Genomic DNA, 16160 nt, shown 5'->3' with positions numbered 1-16160 from the left:
ATCAAAAAATAGAATGCCAGATTTAAAAAAAGTTATAAAATTTACTATGCATGCATAGTAAATTAGGATTTAAATAGCTATCTTCGTCACCATTGATATAAAGTTTTTAAACATGAAGATATTAGTTTGTATAAGTAATGTTCCAGACACTACGTCTAAGATAAATTTCACGGATGGCGATACAAAATTTGACACCAACGGTGTACAATTTGTAATTAACCCGAACGATGAATTCGGATTAACAAGAGCTATGTGGTTTAAAGAAAAACAAGGTGCAACCGTACATATCGCTACTGTTGGTGAGGCTAGCGTTGAACCTACAATGCGTAAAGCACTTGCTATTGGGGCAGATGAAGCTTTCAGAGTGAATGCATCACCTAGCGACGGATTTTTTGTTGCTCAACAACTTGCCGAAATAGTTAAAAATGGAGGCTACGATTTAGTTATTGGCGGTAGAGAATCTATTGATTATAATGGCGGAATGGTGCCAGGTATACTTTCATCGCTAACCAATATGAATTTCATCAATTCTTGCATTAGCCTCGAAATTGACGGAAACAATGTTACTGCCATTAGAGAAATCGATGGTGGAAAAGAGAATTTAAGCAGTTCTTTACCTTTAGTAGTAGGCGGACAGAAAGGTCTTGTTGAAGAAAGTGACTTGCGTATACCTAATATGCGCGGTATTATGATGGCAAGAAAAAAAGCGTTAACCGTGGTTGAACCCGTTGATGCCCTTAAAGCTACCGAAGATAAAAAATTCGACAAGCCAGCTCCAAAAGGTCAAGTAAAACTTGCTGATAGTGTAGATCAATTAGTTGATCTTTTACATAATGAAGCCAAAGTCATTTAATAACCTATATAATAGGTAATCATTAAAAATAAAAAAGATGTCAGTTTTAGTATATACAGAATCAGAACAAGGAAAATTTAAAAAGAATGCGTTCGAGGTTGCCTCTTATGCTTCTGAAGTTGCCAAAATGATGGGCACGGCTGTCACCGCAATAGCTTTCAACACCACTGAGGGTGATTCTCTTGGCGAATATGGGGTTTCTAAAGTATTGAACGTTAAAGATGGTTCATTAGAAACATTTAACGCTGGTGGTTTTGCTGCAACTATTGCCGAAGCAGTAAAAAGTACAGATGCAAAAGTTGTAATACTTAGCTCAAGTACAGATACAAAGTATTTAGCTCCTTTATTAGCCGCCAAACTATCTGCAGGTTACGTACCTAATGTAGTTCAATCTCCAGATAGCACATCGCCATTTACTGTTAAAAGAACTGCCTTTAGTAACAAAGGTTTTGCGCACACGCAAATAGACACCGATATTAAAATCGTAGGTGTATCTAATAATGCTTTTGGTGCTCACGAAAACAAAACCGATATTTCAGTTGAAGAAATAAGTGCTACTTCCGATACCGGTACAAATAACACTAAATCAGTTGAAATCGATAAGGTTGTAGGGAAAGCAACAATAGCCGATGCTGATATCGTTGTTTCTGCAGGAAGAGGAATGAAAGGTCCGGAAAACTGGGGAATGATAGAAGAATTAGCCGATGTTTTAGGCGCTGCGACTGCATGCTCTAAACCAGTTTCAGATCTTGGATGGAGACCTCATGGCGAACACGTAGGGCAAACAGGGAAGCCAGTTGCAAGCAATCTTTATATAGCTATTGGTATTTCTGGAGCAATTCAGCATTTGGCCGGCGTTAGTGCTTCTAAAACCAAAGTCGTCATCAATAATGACCCAGAAGCACCTTTCTTTAAAGCAGCAGATTACGGAATTGTCGGAGATGCCTTTGAAGTTGTTCCTCAATTGATTGAAAAATTAAAGGATTTTAAAGCGCAAAACGGTTAATTTTTTGTTATTTTGTGCCCCTTAAAGGGCTGTTCGAAAAGTTGGAGCCCCAAGTATTCGAACAGCCTTTTTTAGTTTAGAATCTATGAGTCTAGTACGATTAAAAATAAAAGGTATCTCTTACAGCCAAACTCAGAATGGGGCATATGCACTTATTTTGAACGAAGTTGAAGGCGATAGAAAATTACCTATAGTCATTGGCGCTTTTGAAGCTCAATCCATAGCAATTGCTTTAGAGAAAGAAATTAAACCGCCAAGACCACTTACGCACGACCTTTTTAAAAATTTCTCAGACAGGTTTGATATTGTTATCAAACAGGTAATTATTCACAAATTAGTTGATGGTGTATTTTACTCGAGTATCATTTGTGAAAGAGATGGTATCGAAGAAATAATAGATGCACGAACTAGCGATGCCATTGCCTTGGCATTGCGTTTCAATGCCCCAATCTTTACTTATAAAACCATATTGGACAAAGCTGGTATTTTCTTGAAATTCTCTTCTAAAGAGAAAGACCAAAAAGATAGCGACGACAGTATTATGGTCGATGAAATTTTGCAAGAAGGAGAAACTATAGAAATAGAATCAGGTGCTACAGATGGTTACACCGAACTTACTATAGATGAACTAGAAGCAGAATTGAAAAAAGCAGTCAATAACGAAGACTACGAAAAGGCCGCAAAATTGAGAGATGAAATCTCTAAACGCAACTAAACACTAAATTACAGTTTATGAAAAAGGGCAAATGGTTGCTATTTTTTGCAATAATTCTTACCTCAATTACTTTTGCTCAAGACGTAGACGTAACCCAACCCTTAGAAAGCACCGCAGATTCTATTTTGACTGAAAATGCTAATACTGCTAGCGTTATGGGAATGGAAGCCAATGAAGGATTTTCTTTAAACAGTCTTGGAAGAGGCATTTTAGGAATGGTAGTATTGCTACTACTTGCATTTTTATTCAGTTCTAACAGAAAAGCCATCAACTGGAAGACCGTTGGTATAGGATTACTACTCCAACTCATAATTGCTATCGGCGTTCTAAAAATAACCTTCGTACAACTTGTTTTTGAACAAATAGGAAAAATTTTTGTTAGTATTTTAGAGTTTACCCGCGCAGGCAGTAAATTTCTTTTTGAAGGTTTGGTTGTCGATACGGGCACTTTCGGATATATTTTTGCCTTTCAAGTACTACCAACTATTATATTTTTTTCTGCTTTGACCTCTTTATTATTTTATTTAGGATTAATACAGAAAGCAGTAAAATGGCTGGCATGGGCACTATCTAAAACATTAGGCATTTCAGGACCTGAAAGTCTTTCTGTTGCCGGAAATATCTTTCTTGGACAAACCGAAGCTCCCCTTTTAATAAAAGCGTATTTAGAAAAAATGACCAAGTCAGAGATTTTATTGGTCATGATCGGTGGGATGGCCACCGTTGCAGGCGCTGTATTAGCAGCCTATATAGGATTCTTAGGCGGCGAAGATGAATTACTACAATTAGTTTTCGCCAAACATCTATTAGCTGCATCTGTTATGGCAGCACCAGGGGCGATTGTTATTTCTAAAATTTTATATCCGCAAACCGAAGAGGTTAATAGCGATGTGTACGTTTCCTCTGAAAAGATTGGTGCCAATGTGTTAGACGCTATTTCAAATGGTACAACGGAAGGTTTAAAACTTGCTGTTAACGTAGGTGCAATGCTGCTAGTATTCGTAGCTATTATAGCTATGGTCAATGGAATATTAGAATGGACTGGAGACCTAACCCATTTGAATAGCTGGATAGCTGACAATACATCATATTCAAAATTCTCACTTGAAGCAATACTAGGAACTATATTCGCCCCATTAATGTGGCTAATTGGTGTCGCTAATGAAGACATTATGCTTATGGGGCAATTATTAGGAATTAAATTGGTAGCTAGCGAATTTGTAGGGTATATACAACTGGCAGAGCTTAAAGACTTGGCGCACGGGTCTAACTTAACCTATAACAAATCTGTTATTATGGCGACTTATATGTTATGTGGTTTTGCAAATTTCGCATCTATTGGAATTCAAATTGGAGGTATTGGATCATTGGCTCCAAGTCAAAGAAAGACTTTGTCCGAATTTGGTATGAAAGCAGTGCTAGGTGGATCATTGGCCTCACTACTTTCTGCAACTATAGCTGGCATGATTTTAGGATAGGCAAGCACTACCGCTTCAATTTAGTTAATAAGATCTTTATAACACATACTTTAATTTCCACTCAAAAATTCATCTAAATAGTATTTTTGCAATGTGCCGATAAATCAATTCGGCCTTTACATAATTCTATTGCTATGAAACAATACCACGACCTTTTAAAACATGTTCTTAAAGAAGGAAACCAAAAAGGCGACCGCACAGGAACGGGAACTAAAAGTGTTTTTGGATATCAAATGAGATTTGACCTGAGCGAAGGTTTCCCAATGGTTACTACCAAAAAGCTTCACTTAAAATCAATTGTTTATGAACTACTTTGGTTTTTAAAAGGTGATACAAATATTAAATATCTTCAGGAAAACGGTGTTCGCATCTGGAATGAGTGGGCAGATGAAAATGGAGATCTTGGTCCCGTTTATGGTCATCAATGGCGTAATTGGAATGATGATGAAATCGATCAAATCAAAGAAGTAATACACTCTTTAAAAACGAACCCAAATAATAGAAGAATGTTAGTATCTGCTTGGAACCCTAGTGTTTTACCAGATACATCCAAGTCTTTTTCAGAGAATGTAGCTAACGGTAAAGCCGCTTTACCACCTTGCCATGCATTCTTTCAATTTTATGTTGCAGACGGAAAATTATCTTGCCAATTATACCAACGTAGTGCAGATATCTTTTTAGGAGTGCCTTTTAATATTGCATCTTATGCATTGTTTACCATGATGATGGCTCAGGTTTGTGGCTATGAAGCTGGAGATTTTATTCATACTTTCGGTGATGCACACATTTACAACAACCATATGGAGCAGGTTGAGCTACAATTGAACAGAGAGCCTAGAGCATTGCCAAAAATGAAAATAAATACTAATGTGAAAGATATTTTCGACTTTAAATTCGAAGACTTTACTTTAGAAGATTATAATCCGCATCCTCATATAAAAGGCAAAGTAGCTATTTAAATTATGGATATTAAAGCATTTTTATTACTTGTCGTTAACACCCTGGTTTGTCTCAATTGTTTTTCTCAAAGAGAAGCTTTTTATTTTCCACAAGAAGAAATAGTTATTGATGACTGCGCCAATGCTATTGACAAAAATGCATGTTTAAACCTAAAAATAGAAGGGGAAGTTATCGATATTCTTGAAGATTTATTCAAAAATAGAAAACAAGAAATTGACACCTTAAAAGCAAGAATCACTTTTGAATTAAATGATTTAAATCAAATTAATGAGCAAAGAATATATTCCTATATTAATGATAAAAAAATAAATAAAAAATTTTACAAAGAGCTTAATAGTAGAATTAGCGACTTACACGTTTTAAGAGTTGACAATAAAAAACCCGTTACTTACAGACCACAATACTTTTTGAACTTTGATTATTTAAGTCATAATAAACAATTAACTAAAATTCCACTAGATAGCAATAAAATTTTTAAAGGTGGAGTAATTGAAAAACCACCTTTATTTCCTAATCAGCCTAGAATTGATAATTTATCTGATAGAAGAACCTTTAATACCAAAATACAGCAACATATTGGCGCTAATTTTATTTATCCTAAAGAAGCAATTGCAAAAAATATCAGCGGTAAAGTTAGTATTATGTTCTATATTGATAAGAATGGAAATATCAGTAAAATCAGAACAAAAGGTCCGTCTCTTATCTTAGAAAGAGAGGCCAAAAGAATTATCTCTTTGCTACCCCAACTGCAACCGGGCACCCGTAATGGTGTTCCTGCAAGAATTCCATATTCCATTCCAATTAACTTCAAACTTTAATTGTATCAATTTCTTAATTTATCAGGTCAAACTCCATTGATCATTTTTATTTAACTTACCACAAAAATTGTTTTCATGGTAGGTACTGATACGCTCATAGATTTCTTTTTAGAAACTAGAGAGCACACCGAGGCTATTTGCAAACCTCTTGAAATAGAAGATTATGTGGTACAACCTATAATTGACGTCTCCCCTCCAAAATGGCATTTAGGTCATACGACCTGGTTTTTCGAAGAATTTATTCTGAAAACATATGATAAATCTTATAAAATTTTTAACGCGGATTTCTCCTTTGTTTTTAACAGCTATTACGAAACTGTAGGCAAACGCGTTGTTCGTGCCGATCGCGGAAATCTATCAAGACCTTCCGTAAAAAAGGTATATGAGTATCGACATTATGTAACTCAGGCTATGAACGAATTGCTAAAATCTAATAACCACAAAACTCTTTTAGAGGTTCTTGAAATTGGAATTCATCATGAAAAACAACATCAAGAATTACTACTAACGGATATTAAGTATATTCTAGGAAACAATCCTTTATTACCTAAATACTCAGATACTTTTAAAGAATTCTCAATCGAGAAAGAACCTCAACGTTGGATATCGATGAGTGAAGGTATCTATGAAATCGGTCACGACTCTACAGATTTCTGTTTTGACAATGAATTAGGAAGACATAAAGTTTATCTTCATGATTACGAAATTTCCAACAAACTTGTCACCAATGCCGAGTATCTTAAATTCATTAAAGCCGATGGCTACAAGCGTTTTGACCTTTGGCATGCAGCCGGATGGGATTGGGTTCAACAAAATAAAATAACTGCACCTCTATACTGGCACGAAATAGACGGTGTCTGGCATTATTACACCCTAAATGGATTTACTGAAGTTGACTTAAAAGCTCCTGTAACTCATATTTCTTATTTTGAAGCTTTTGCCTTTGCTCAATTTAAAGAATGTCGCCTACCTACCGAATTTGAATGGGAGACCGCACAAAATCTATTTAATTGGGGCCAACGATGGGAATGGACCGAAAGTGCGTACCTACCTTACCCTAACTACAAAAAAGTAGATGGTGCATTAGGCGAATACAACGGCAAATTTATGGTCAACCAAAAAGTATTACGAGGAAGTTCTGTGGCTACACCTACAAAGCATTCAAGACACACCTATCGTAATTTTTTTCCGACAGAGTTAAAATGGCAGTTTACAGGAATAAGGTTAGCCAAATAATTACGACATATTGATTATGCAAGACATTAAAATAGCATCTGTGGTTTCAAATGAATTTGAAAAAGAAGTTTATTCTGGTTTAACAGACCACCCAAAACATCTCTCTTCAAAATATTTCTACGACAAAAAAGGCGATAGGCTTTTTCAAGATATCATGGCTATGCCAACATACTATCTAACTGATTGTGAATACGATATACTCGAAAACAATAAAAAAGAAATTACCGAATTATTCACAGGTTTTGGCACCTTTGATTTAATTGAACTTGGTGCAGGAGATGGCAAAAAAACTAAAATTTTATTAAAAGAATTCAGTGATAAAAATATTGACTTCAGCTATGTACCTATTGACATTAGCAACAATGCGCTGAACCAATTACAAAACTCTATTGAAAACGAACTTCCAAAAGTTAATATACAACCTTTTCAAGGCACATATTTTGAAGCCTTAAAAGAAATAAGCAGTCGAAAAAATAGAAAAATAATTCTATTTCTTGGGTCAAATATTGGAAACCTAGAACATGAACAAGCAATTGACTTCATGAACAATATTAAAGAGTTAATGCAGCAAGATGATTTGTTATTTATGGGATTTGACCAAAAGAAAAACCCGCAGACTATTTTAGACGCTTATAATGACCAAGAAGGCGTGACCGCCGCATTCAATAAAAATGTTCTTGCTAGAATAAATACAGAACTAAATGCAAATTTTGATTTAGAACAATTTCTACATTGGGAAGTGTACAACCCAGAAACAGGATCAGCAAAAAGTTACCTCGTATCAAAAATTCAACAAACTGTGCAAATTGAAAACTTAGAATTAACAGTTAATTTTAAGCAATGGGAAACTATACATACCGAAATTTCGCAGAAATATGATGACGAAATAATTAACTGGCTTGCAAGACAATCTGGTTTAGAAATGACAACAGCGTATCAATCTAAAAAATATGGATACAAAAACTGTGTATTCAAAAAATCATAATCTTGATATATATTTAAAGTGAATAAAAAAACCTGCATATTAATATGCAGGCTTTTTAATATATAGGTATAATTATTTTACAATTCTAAAACTGCATTTTCTGAACCAGCGAAATCATTCCATTGGTAACGATCAGCTTCTGCATCGTTTACGTATGCACCATCAACAATATATTTAAACTCAAATGAATTTTCTTTTGGAAGATCAAACGTTCCCTTAAAAGAACCATTTTTTTGCTTTTTTAACTCGCTCTTCTTTGCATTCCAATTATTGAAATCGCCTACAACAGCTACTTTCTTTGCATCGTCTGTAGGTACAGTAAAAGTAACCTTACATACTGGCTTAGTTTTTAAATATTTTTTTGCAATTGCCATGATTATTAATTTAATATTCATGGCAAAACTAGCACAATAAAACACTCATTTACAAGCCTTAAGAGATTTTTATCAAATCCTTAAAATTTAATCTTTTTATAGATACACTCCGAAATTAAAACACACAAAAATACTTTTTTGTGAATGGTTATCTATTTGTTTTCAAGATTTTTACAATAGTATCTATTTCTGCTTCTGTATTGTAGAAATGAAAGCTTAAACGAACGCCGTTACCCCTTTGAGCACAGAATACATCATTATCTTTTAATTTTTGAAAAGTAGCTTCATTCGCTTTGATATTGAAAATAGTGCTATGCTTATTTCTACTAATTACTTCATCAGACAACAAACCTATTTTTTGAAATTCAGCTTTTGCTTTCTCTGATAATTTACGATTGTGTTCGGTAATTTTATCCATACCTATTCTCTCAAAAAATTCAATAGAGTACTTTAAGCTTCCAAATATCAGAGATGATAGATGGCCAGGCTCAAACCTCTTGGCAAACCTTATCTCATTTTTTTTACCGTGATCTCCATCGGCGGCATTAAACCCTATATTTTTTAAAGCAATCTTATTTTTGATTTGATCTGAAAACAACATGAAACCATTACCATACCCTGCCAACAACCATTTATAGGCACTAGCCCCTAAAACATCAATACCTGAACTATCAAAATCAAAACTAGTGCTACCACAAAATTGAGTACCATCTACTATGATAATCAATTTTGAATTCTGCTTTTTTAAATCTTTTAAAAAATCTAAATCAATTGAAAAACCATCTAACCATTGCACAAGACTTAATGCTAATACATCGATACTATTATTTAATATGGTTTTTCGCATCTGTTCTTCTATATCTACAGACATCTTTAAGCATTCAATTTCAAAACCCCTATTCTCAAAACTCCAATTAAGTGAAGGATAATCATTTTCAACAAGAAGTACTTTTTTATTTGAATCCAATCCTTCTAATAATACGTTGAGACCAGTAGAAAAATTACTGATCAAAGCAACATTTTCTCGCTTACAATTAAAAAACCTACCTACTGCTGAGCGAGTATCGGATATTACTTTTAGAGCCTCATCCCGCATTTCACTGCCATCTATCAAAAAATCTAAATCGTGCTCTTGACGCCAGTCCAACAACGAATCGTAAAGCAATCCGTAAACTGCCGTGTTTGCATAAATACCTTTTCTTAAAACTGGGAACTCTTTTCTAATTTTTTCCATTGGCTATAGCGTATAACACATTTCCTGTATCTTTATACCAAAGATAGGAAGAGTATGTTTTCTAAAAATAAAAATACCTCCAAATTAGATTTAGAGCAGCATGAACTGCTAGAGAACGCTCAAAAACGTATCAAACAAAAGAAACGTCTTTATACGCATTTTATAGTTTTTTTAGTTGGTAGTGTTTTCTTAGTACTCATCAATAAAATTTTAAAATACGGCCAAGAATACAACTGGTTCGTTTGGGCAATTACCTTTTGGGGGTTTCTATTTGTTCTACATATTATCAATGTTTTTATTACCAATAAATTTATGGGTAACGATTGGGAACGTTCGCAAAGGGAGAAATTAGTAGAAAAGCAAAAGAAACGCATTGCACAAATGGAGAAAGAAATTACAGAGGATATAAAATCACCTACCTCAATTGAGGTTGTACCCAAAAAAAAATTACTTTGAAAACACTTATAATGATAGCTGCCGCAGCAGAGAACAATGCACTAGGCAAAGACAACGATTTACTATGGCATCTACCCAATGATTTTAAAAGATTTAAAAATCTAACGTCTGGACATAAGATTATAATGGGAAGAAAAACATATGAAAGTTTTCCAAAACCATTACCCAATAGAACTCATATTATCATTACAAGAGACAAAAATTACTCAGTAGAATATGATGAATGTGTTGTTGTTCATTCACTTGGTGAAGCTATAGATTTAGTTAAAAATGAAATTGCCTTTATTATTGGCGGCGGAGAAATTTACAAGCAAGGGGAAAAAGAATCTGACAAAATCGAGTTAACGAGAGTACATGGAAGTTTTGAAGATGCCGATACCTTCTTCCCCGAAATAGATGAAAATTATTGGATGCTGACAAAACAAGAGTTTCACCCAACGGATGAAAAGCATAAGCTTTCTTTCACCTATTTAACATACGTAAAAAAAGAAACGGCCCTTAAAAATCTTTAAAGGATACAGAATGTTTGACTTTTGCCGGACTTAAAATGGAAGCTAGCACTTTCTCATCCCCATTAGTGAAAAATTGATGCGTTCCCAACTCATTGGAATTGGTTAATAAATTATTTTGCTCCAGCACCGATTTAGTCTGTCTTGCCACTGCCTGACCTGAGTCTATTATAGTAACATTTTCTGGCAACATTTTTTGTAATAAGGGAATTAAGTATGGGTAATGCGTGCAGCCTAACACCAGATAATCCATTCCTTTTTCTAGCATTGGCATAATATAGCTTTCTAAGAGAAGGTACAATTCTTCACTTTCAAGATGACCATTTTCAATCATTTCAACCAAGCCTGTACCTCGCTGCTCCAATATGGTAATACCTGCTGCATGACTTTTAGAAGTACTATGAAACAAACTACTTGATAAGGTTCCTTTTGTAGCCAAAACACCTACAATCTTGGATTTTGAATTTATAGCCGCAGGTTTTATTGCTGGTTCTATACCTATAAAGGGAACGTTGTAATTTTCCCTTAAATAATCTATTGCATTGGTCGTTGCCGTATTACAGGCAACGACTATTAATTTACACCCCTTGCTTAACAAGAATTCCGTATTCTTTATACTGAGCGCTAGAATTTTTTCTTCCGGTTTTTCTCCATAAGGTGCGTTTTTGCTATCTGCCAAATAAATACAATCCTCTAAGGGTAAAAGTTCTTGAATTTCTCCCCAAATAGATGTTCCCCCAATACCTGAGTCAAAAATACCTATGCGCCTGTCATCCATATTATTTTATCACCTCGGTTATAGGTTTACCCGTTGTACCGTTTGGAAAAGATATACCCAACAATGCAGAAATAGTTGGCGCAATATCAGGAATTTCTGTTCTGTTAACCGTTGAACCTGACTTTACACCCATGCCGTAAAACAATAATGGAGCATGTGTATCATAAATTTGTGGAGAGCCATGCGTAGACCCTGTAGTATTGTATGAAATATATCCTGGCTTCAAAACTACCAACACATCGCCAGATTTCTTTTGACTATAGCCATTTTGTAAAATATAAGGAATGCCTGACGTATAATTATTACTCCACATTTGATTAGCGGTATATACTCGATCAATAGCATCGTAGCCTAAAAATTCTTGTGCTATTTCAACTTGTACTTCTGCCAAACTAAGCTCAAGGTTTTTTATAATTTTATGATCCAAAAATATTTGGTCATTAGAATAGTTCTTAATGATATCTTCTGTACCATATTTATATTGCAAAAATTCGCTCAATCTCTTTTTATTTGCAGCCGTATCTATATACCCAGAAGGTATTTTTTCACTTTTCAAATATGTAGGAACCTCAACAGCACCATGATCCGCAGTTAAAAACAATGTATACTCTCCTTCGCCAACATTTTTATCCAAGGCTTTGAACAATCTTTCTAAGTCTGCATCTAGCCTTAGGTAAGTATCTTGAATTTCTTTAGAATTCACCCCGAACATATGACCTACATAATCGGTACTAGAAAAACTGACAGCTAAAAAATCTGTGATATCATCTTTACCTAAATTCTCTTGCTTCAAAGCCTCTATTGCAAAATCAGCTGTTAAAGAATTTCCATAAGGTGTTGCCTTAATAATATCAAAATCTTTATTCTTATCTAAAAGCTCTGCCGGGTTATGCGGAAACGAAGTGGATGTTTCACCTTCAAACATTCCTTCAAAAAGATTATTGTCGGTACCACTCTCTTTGTATTCTTTAATATCTTTTAAGGTGTTCCATACTTTTTTGTATGATTGTGCAGTTCCAGATAAATTAAAGTCGTTCACCCATTTTGGCAATTGCGACATATAATAGGAGCTTGTTATCCATTTACCTTCATCTGCACCATGAAACCAATACGCAGCATTAGCTGTATGACCGCCTGGCAAAACAGCGCCTCTATCTTTCAATGCTATCGCTATAGTCTTACCTTGCATTTGATTACTTAAACGTACTTCATCGGTAATAGTGGTTACACCCATACGATGTGGAGACATTTTACCGGCATCTGAGGTTGTACCTACAGAAGTATAGCTCTCATCACTAGCACAATATACACTTGCATCAATTTCCTTATCGTACCAATTATTACCAATAATACCATGCACTGAAGGTGTAGTACCGGTATACACAGATGTATGCCCAGGCCCTGTACTTGTTGGAGCGTAGTTGAAATGATTATTCTTACAATTAAAACCTTGCTCAACAAGCCTTTTAAATCCATCATTACCGAAATGGTCATAAAAACGAGTTAAATAATCATAACGCATTTGATCTACTACAATACCTACAACCAACTTCGGTTTTACCCTTAGGAGGTTGTCATTGGTATTTTCTTTATTTTTCTTTTGAGCTGATAAAACGCTTACAAATAACATCGTGCTTATAAACAAAGAAGCAACAAAATAATTTTTCATTTTCATTAAGATAGGATTGTAGCACAAATGTAAATAATTTACACCTTTAAAGATTAAACGGAGGTTAAATCAAGTCCTTTATTGTTATTTTTACGGTAAGAATTTTATTTTTGATAAATGAACTATTTAGCATCTGTAGGAAGCTATGCAATTATGATCCGTGAGGTTTTTAAAAAACCGACCAAATGGAGAATAATGAAGTCACTTATATTCAAGGAAATAGATGAGTTGATCTTTAGCTCATTGGGCATTATAATTTTTATCTCCTTTTTTATCGGTGCCGTTGTAGCTATACAAACAGCACTTAACCTTACCAATCCTTTAATACCGCGAAACCTAATTGGTTTTGCTACTCGCCAGTCTGTTATTCTGGAGTTTGCTCCAACTTTTGTTTCAATTATTATGGCAGGCAAAGTGGGTTCTTATATTACATCTAGTATTGGCACCATGCGCGTAACAGAACAAATAGATGCTTTAGAGGTAATGGGCGTCAACTCGTTGAACTATCTAGTTTTCCCTAAAATTATAGCAATGCTTTTTTATCCTTTTGCAATAGCAATTTCTATGTATGTTGGCATATTTGGCGGATGGATAGCAGGTGTCTTTGGTGGATTTTTAACTAGTGAAGATTTTATTACAGGATTACAGTCAGATTTTGTTCCTTTTCATATTGCTTATGCATTCGTTAAAACCTTAATTTTTGCCTTTGTAATTGCAACCATACCCTCTTTTCACGGTTTTTATATGCGTGGAGGGGCTTTAGAAGTAGGTAAAGCCAGTACCACAGCGTTCGTTTGGACCAGCGTAGTTATCATCATAATCAATTACATATTAACCCAACTTTTATTAGGATAATGATAGACGTACGAGACATACATAAATCTTTTGGAGATGCTCATATCCTTAAAGGTGTTACTACTATTTTCGAAAAAGGAAAAACCAATTTGATCATTGGGCAAAGTGGATCAGGTAAAACAGTATTCCTCAAATGCTTACTTGGTCTTTTTGTACCCGAAGAAGGCGGTATAGCCTATGATGGAAAGTTATACTCAGATCATACCGATGACGAAAAGCGTGAGCTAAGACAAGAAATGGGAATGGTTTTCCAAGGAAGCGCCCTTTTTGACAGTATGACGGTTGAAGGTAATGTTATGTTCCCATTAGAAATGTTTACCAATCAACCAAAATCAGAAATGAAAGATCGAGTTGATACTGTACTTAAAAGAGTGAACCTTATCGATGCGCATCATAAATTTCCTTCTGAAATTTCTGGTGGTATGCAAAAGCGTGTAGCTATTGCCAGGGCTATTGTAATGAATCCAAAATATCTTTTTTGTGACGAACCAAATTCTGGCCTTGACCCAAAAACAGCAATTTTAATTGATGACCTTATCAAAGAAATTACCGAAGAATATAATATCACAACCGTAATAAACACGCACGATATGAACTCGGTTATGCAAATTGGTGAAAAAATTATTTTCCTTAAAGAAGGACTTTTAGAATGGGAAGGTACTAAAAATGAAATTTTCAAAACTGATAACGAAGCTGTTACGAATTTTGTTTATTCATCAGACCTTTTCAAAAAGGTACGCCAAATGTACATACAAGAACAAAATTAGTCTTTAGGCACTTCTTTAATCTGAATATTCTTATTGCTTAGTCTTAGACGCAACCAATCTTGCAGCTTACTCATATCTTTAACCGTTTCTGCCCTTTTAGCATCCTTTTTCCAAGTAACCTCAAATAATGGTATACTATCGGTTTTAGCAAAATCTGTCGAAATTAAATAAGCATAACCTATCCGTTCTAAATTTTCATAATTCGTCTTGGCTTCAAGACTAATTTCCTTGAAAGGAATTTGATTGGAAGAAATTTGGTTTAAGCGCACCAATTCACTTTCTAAGAGTTGTATTTTTTCATCCTTACTTGTTAGAATACTCTTTTGAGATTCATAAAGCTCATTAACATATTTAAGTTCATTTGCCTCGTCACTTCTAGATCCTTGAACAACCGCAAGCTCAGTACCATTTAATTGTTTATAATCTGCCATTTGCGTGCGCCATGTAGCAATTACATTTTCAGGTATACCTTCGTTACCCATAAAGAACAATTCTATTTTAGAATTACCTTCATCATCATAAACCACCTCACTAAAATCTCTTAGAAACTTACCTTCTCCCGTAAATTGATATGGTTCTATTTTCTCCGTAATAAAGGACTCTGCATCTCTATTAAACAATGATTTTTTAAATACATTGTAAAATGTAATACCAGCAGGAATCATTACCAATACAGCCAATAAAGAAGCCAACCTTGCAATTAATTTTCTTCGTTGCGAATTCACGTAACGAACCATAGGAAATTTTAAGAGCTTTATCACCAAGAAGGTCGCCAAGGCTATAAAAATAGTATTGATAATAAACAGGTACATTGCCCCTGTAGCGTACTCAAAATTACCAATTGCTAAACCAAACCCTACTGTACATAAAGGCGGCATTAATGCCGTTGCAATTGCAACACCAAAAATAACACTGGCTATAGTACCTTTTTTAGCACGGGCTATTACTAATGCCAAGCCACCAAAAAAAGCTATTAAAACATCTCTAATATCTGGCTCGGTTCTAGCTAAAAGCTCTGAAGACTCATCTCTAAGCGGAAAAAACCGATAAAATAGATATGCGGTAATGACACTAAGTACCACCATTACCGCAAAGTTCTTTAATGATCTTTTTAAGGTATCTATATCATTGATTGCCACAGACATCCCTATCCCTAATATAGGGCCCATAAGTGGCGATATTAACATCGCACCAATAACAACTGCTGTTGAATTGGCATTTAAACCAATTGATGCAATGAAAATGGAGCAAATCAAAATCCAAGAAGTATGCCCTTTAAAAGGAATATCGGCAATTATAGCTTCTTTAGTTGCTTGCTGATCTGTATTGGTTCTAATATCCAACAGCTCAGAAAGGAACTTTTTTACACTACCTAAAAGACCTTGAAAATCTTTTTTTACTTCTTCACTACCTCCACCTTCATTACTAGTAGGGGTAATATTATCTTGATTAAGATTGTTCTCCATA

At 34.7% G+C, this 16160-nt stretch carries 17 protein-coding genes; 12 read left to right on the top strand and 5 right to left on the bottom strand.

Annotated features, from left to right (window positions below; translation table 11 throughout):
- The first annotated feature begins 112 nt into the window (after positions 1 to 112).
- The 8 genes from ACJJVP_RS09625 to egtD all read left to right on the top strand — a co-directional run bounded on the left by ACJJVP_RS09625 (position 113) and on the right by egtD (position 8051).
- Entirely contained in the window at positions 113 to 853 is a 741-nt protein-coding gene (locus ACJJVP_RS09625; protein WP_405413141.1) for an electron transfer flavoprotein subunit beta/FixA family protein, read from the top strand.
- Positions 854 to 890: 37 nt separating this feature from the next.
- The gene (locus ACJJVP_RS09620; RefSeq protein WP_405413139.1) at positions 891 to 1859 is read left to right on the top strand and encodes an electron transfer flavoprotein subunit alpha/FixB family protein; all 969 of its coding nucleotides are present in this window, start codon (positions 891 to 893) and stop codon (positions 1857 to 1859) included.
- Positions 1860 to 1944: 85 nt separating this feature from the next.
- Positions 1945 to 2574: a bifunctional nuclease domain-containing protein gene (locus ACJJVP_RS09615; RefSeq protein ID WP_405413137.1), complete on the top strand. Its 630-nt coding sequence runs from the start codon at positions 1945 to 1947 to the stop codon at positions 2572 to 2574.
- 155 nt (positions 2575 to 2729) lie between these two features.
- On the top strand, positions 2730 to 4052 hold the full coding sequence (locus ACJJVP_RS09610) for a NupC/NupG family nucleoside CNT transporter (protein ID WP_405416157.1): 1323 nt from the start codon (positions 2730 to 2732) through the stop codon (positions 4050 to 4052).
- A gap of 134 nt (positions 4053 to 4186) precedes the next feature.
- Positions 4187 to 5011 (top strand): thymidylate synthase, encoded by an 825-nt coding sequence (locus ACJJVP_RS09605; protein ID WP_405413135.1) that lies wholly within the window; start codon positions 4187 to 4189, stop codon positions 5009 to 5011.
- Between the two features lie 3 nt (positions 5012 to 5014).
- A complete protein-coding gene (locus ACJJVP_RS09600) occupies positions 5015 to 5830 on the top strand; it encodes an energy transducer TonB (protein WP_405413133.1) in 816 nt (271 codons plus the stop codon).
- 75 nt (positions 5831 to 5905) lie between these two features.
- Positions 5906 to 7066: an ergothioneine biosynthesis protein EgtB gene (gene egtB / locus ACJJVP_RS09595; RefSeq protein ID WP_405413131.1), complete on the top strand. Its 1161-nt coding sequence runs from the start codon at positions 5906 to 5908 to the stop codon at positions 7064 to 7066.
- A 16-nt stretch (positions 7067 to 7082) separates the two neighbouring features.
- On the top strand, positions 7083 to 8051 hold the full coding sequence (gene egtD, locus ACJJVP_RS09590) for an L-histidine N(alpha)-methyltransferase (protein ID WP_405413128.1): 969 nt from the start codon (positions 7083 to 7085) through the stop codon (positions 8049 to 8051).
- A 77-nt stretch (positions 8052 to 8128) separates the two neighbouring features.
- Here egtD and ACJJVP_RS09585 read toward each other — a convergent pair whose 3' ends face one another.
- Both ACJJVP_RS09585 and ACJJVP_RS09580 read right to left on the bottom strand, forming a co-directional pair.
- The gene (locus ACJJVP_RS09585) at positions 8129 to 8425 is read right to left on the bottom strand and encodes an isoamylase early set domain-containing protein (RefSeq protein ID WP_405413126.1); all 297 of its coding nucleotides are present in this window, start codon (positions 8423 to 8425) and stop codon (positions 8129 to 8131) included.
- Positions 8426 to 8573: 148 nt separating this feature from the next.
- Positions 8574 to 9659, bottom strand: coding sequence for an aminotransferase class V-fold PLP-dependent enzyme (locus tag ACJJVP_RS09580; RefSeq protein ID WP_405413125.1), 1086 nt, complete (start codon positions 9657 to 9659; stop codon positions 8574 to 8576).
- A gap of 54 nt (positions 9660 to 9713) precedes the next feature.
- On the opposite strand from ACJJVP_RS09580, the gene ACJJVP_RS09575 reads away from it, so the two are divergent.
- Both ACJJVP_RS09575 and ACJJVP_RS09570 read left to right on the top strand, forming a co-directional pair.
- Entirely contained in the window at positions 9714 to 10115 is a 402-nt protein-coding gene (locus tag ACJJVP_RS09575) for a 2TM domain-containing protein (RefSeq protein WP_405413124.1), read from the top strand.
- 11 nt (positions 10116 to 10126) lie between these two features.
- Positions 10127 to 10627, top strand: a complete 501-nt coding sequence (locus tag ACJJVP_RS09570) for a dihydrofolate reductase (protein ID WP_405416155.1) — start codon at positions 10127 to 10129, stop codon at positions 10625 to 10627.
- On the opposite strand, the gene murI is transcribed toward ACJJVP_RS09570, so the two are convergent.
- Together murI and pafA are read right to left on the bottom strand one after the other, a co-directional pair.
- On the bottom strand, positions 10614 to 11402 hold the full coding sequence (murI, locus tag ACJJVP_RS09565) for a glutamate racemase (RefSeq protein ID WP_405413122.1): 789 nt from the start codon (positions 11400 to 11402) through the stop codon (positions 10614 to 10616). The genes ACJJVP_RS09570 and murI overlap by 14 nt on opposite strands.
- 1 nt (position 11403) lies before the next feature.
- A complete protein-coding gene (gene pafA / locus ACJJVP_RS09560) occupies positions 11404 to 13077 on the bottom strand; it encodes an alkaline phosphatase PafA (protein ID WP_405413120.1) in 1674 nt (557 codons plus the stop codon).
- Between the two features lie 111 nt (positions 13078 to 13188).
- Here pafA and ACJJVP_RS09555 point away from each other — a divergent pair, with 111 nt between their 5' ends.
- Both ACJJVP_RS09555 and ACJJVP_RS09550 read left to right on the top strand, forming a co-directional pair.
- On the top strand, positions 13189 to 13926 hold the full coding sequence (locus ACJJVP_RS09555) for an MlaE family ABC transporter permease (RefSeq protein WP_405413119.1): 738 nt from the start codon (positions 13189 to 13191) through the stop codon (positions 13924 to 13926).
- Positions 13926 to 14693 carry an ABC transporter ATP-binding protein gene (locus ACJJVP_RS09550; protein WP_405413117.1) on the top strand — a complete coding sequence of 256 codons (768 nt, stop codon included), beginning with the start codon at positions 13926 to 13928 and terminating at the stop codon, positions 14691 to 14693. Before ACJJVP_RS09555 ends, ACJJVP_RS09550 begins: the two co-directional genes overlap by 1 nt.
- Here the strand turns inward: ACJJVP_RS09550 and ACJJVP_RS09545 are convergent.
- Complete coding sequence (locus ACJJVP_RS09545; RefSeq protein WP_405413115.1) at positions 14690 to 16159, bottom strand: DUF389 domain-containing protein; 1470 nt, start codon at positions 16157 to 16159, stop codon at positions 14690 to 14692. The genes ACJJVP_RS09550 and ACJJVP_RS09545 overlap by 4 nt on opposite strands.
- Position 16160 lies beyond the last annotated feature (1 nt).

The organism is Maribacter sp. Asnod1-A12 (assembly GCF_045063735.1).
Classification (GTDB): domain Bacteria; phylum Bacteroidota; class Bacteroidia; order Flavobacteriales; family Flavobacteriaceae; genus Maribacter.
The sequence above is the reverse complement of the archived record's forward strand: the minus strand, read 5'-3'. Positions and strand labels throughout refer to the sequence as shown.

Excerpts from the sequence above, each read along its gene's own strand:
- ACJJVP_RS09600 (WP_405413133.1), top strand. The coding sequence starts at position 5,015 with ATGGATATTAAAGCATTTTTATTACTTGTCGTTAACACCCTGGTTTGT.
- ACJJVP_RS09605 (WP_405413135.1), top strand. The coding sequence starts at position 4,187 with ATGAAACAATACCACGACCTTTTAAAACATGTTCTTAAAGAAGGAAAC.
- egtD (WP_405413128.1), top strand. The coding sequence starts at position 7,083 with ATGCAAGACATTAAAATAGCATCTGTGGTTTCAAATGAATTTGAAAAA.
- ACJJVP_RS09620 (WP_405413139.1), top strand. The coding sequence starts at position 891 with ATGTCAGTTTTAGTATATACAGAATCAGAACAAGGAAAATTTAAAAAG.
- ACJJVP_RS09610 (WP_405416157.1), top strand. The coding sequence starts at position 2,730 with ATGGGAATGGAAGCCAATGAAGGATTTTCTTTAAACAGTCTTGGAAGA.
- pafA (WP_405413120.1), bottom strand. The coding sequence starts at position 13,077 with ATGAAAATGAAAAATTATTTTGTTGCTTCTTTGTTTATAAGCACGATG.
- ACJJVP_RS09555 (WP_405413119.1), top strand. The coding sequence starts at position 13,189 with ATGAACTATTTAGCATCTGTAGGAAGCTATGCAATTATGATCCGTGAG.
- ACJJVP_RS09585 (WP_405413126.1), bottom strand. The coding sequence starts at position 8,425 with ATGGCAATTGCAAAAAAATATTTAAAAACTAAGCCAGTATGTAAGGTT.
- ACJJVP_RS09625 (WP_405413141.1), top strand. The coding sequence starts at position 113 with ATGAAGATATTAGTTTGTATAAGTAATGTTCCAGACACTACGTCTAAG.
- ACJJVP_RS09545 (WP_405413115.1), bottom strand. The coding sequence starts at position 16,159 with ATGGAGAACAATCTTAATCAAGATAATATTACCCCTACTAGTAATGAA.
- egtB (WP_405413131.1), top strand. The coding sequence starts at position 5,906 with ATGGTAGGTACTGATACGCTCATAGATTTCTTTTTAGAAACTAGAGAG.
- ACJJVP_RS09570 (WP_405416155.1), top strand. The coding sequence starts at position 10,127 with ATGATAGCTGCCGCAGCAGAGAACAATGCACTAGGCAAAGACAACGAT.
- murI (WP_405413122.1), bottom strand. The coding sequence starts at position 11,402 with ATGGATGACAGGCGCATAGGTATTTTTGACTCAGGTATTGGGGGAACA.
- ACJJVP_RS09615 (WP_405413137.1), top strand. The coding sequence starts at position 1,945 with ATGAGTCTAGTACGATTAAAAATAAAAGGTATCTCTTACAGCCAAACT.
- ACJJVP_RS09550 (WP_405413117.1), top strand. The coding sequence starts at position 13,926 with ATGATAGACGTACGAGACATACATAAATCTTTTGGAGATGCTCATATC.
- ACJJVP_RS09580 (WP_405413125.1), bottom strand. The coding sequence starts at position 9,659 with ATGGAAAAAATTAGAAAAGAGTTCCCAGTTTTAAGAAAAGGTATTTAT.
- ACJJVP_RS09575 (WP_405413124.1), top strand. The coding sequence starts at position 9,714 with ATGTTTTCTAAAAATAAAAATACCTCCAAATTAGATTTAGAGCAGCAT.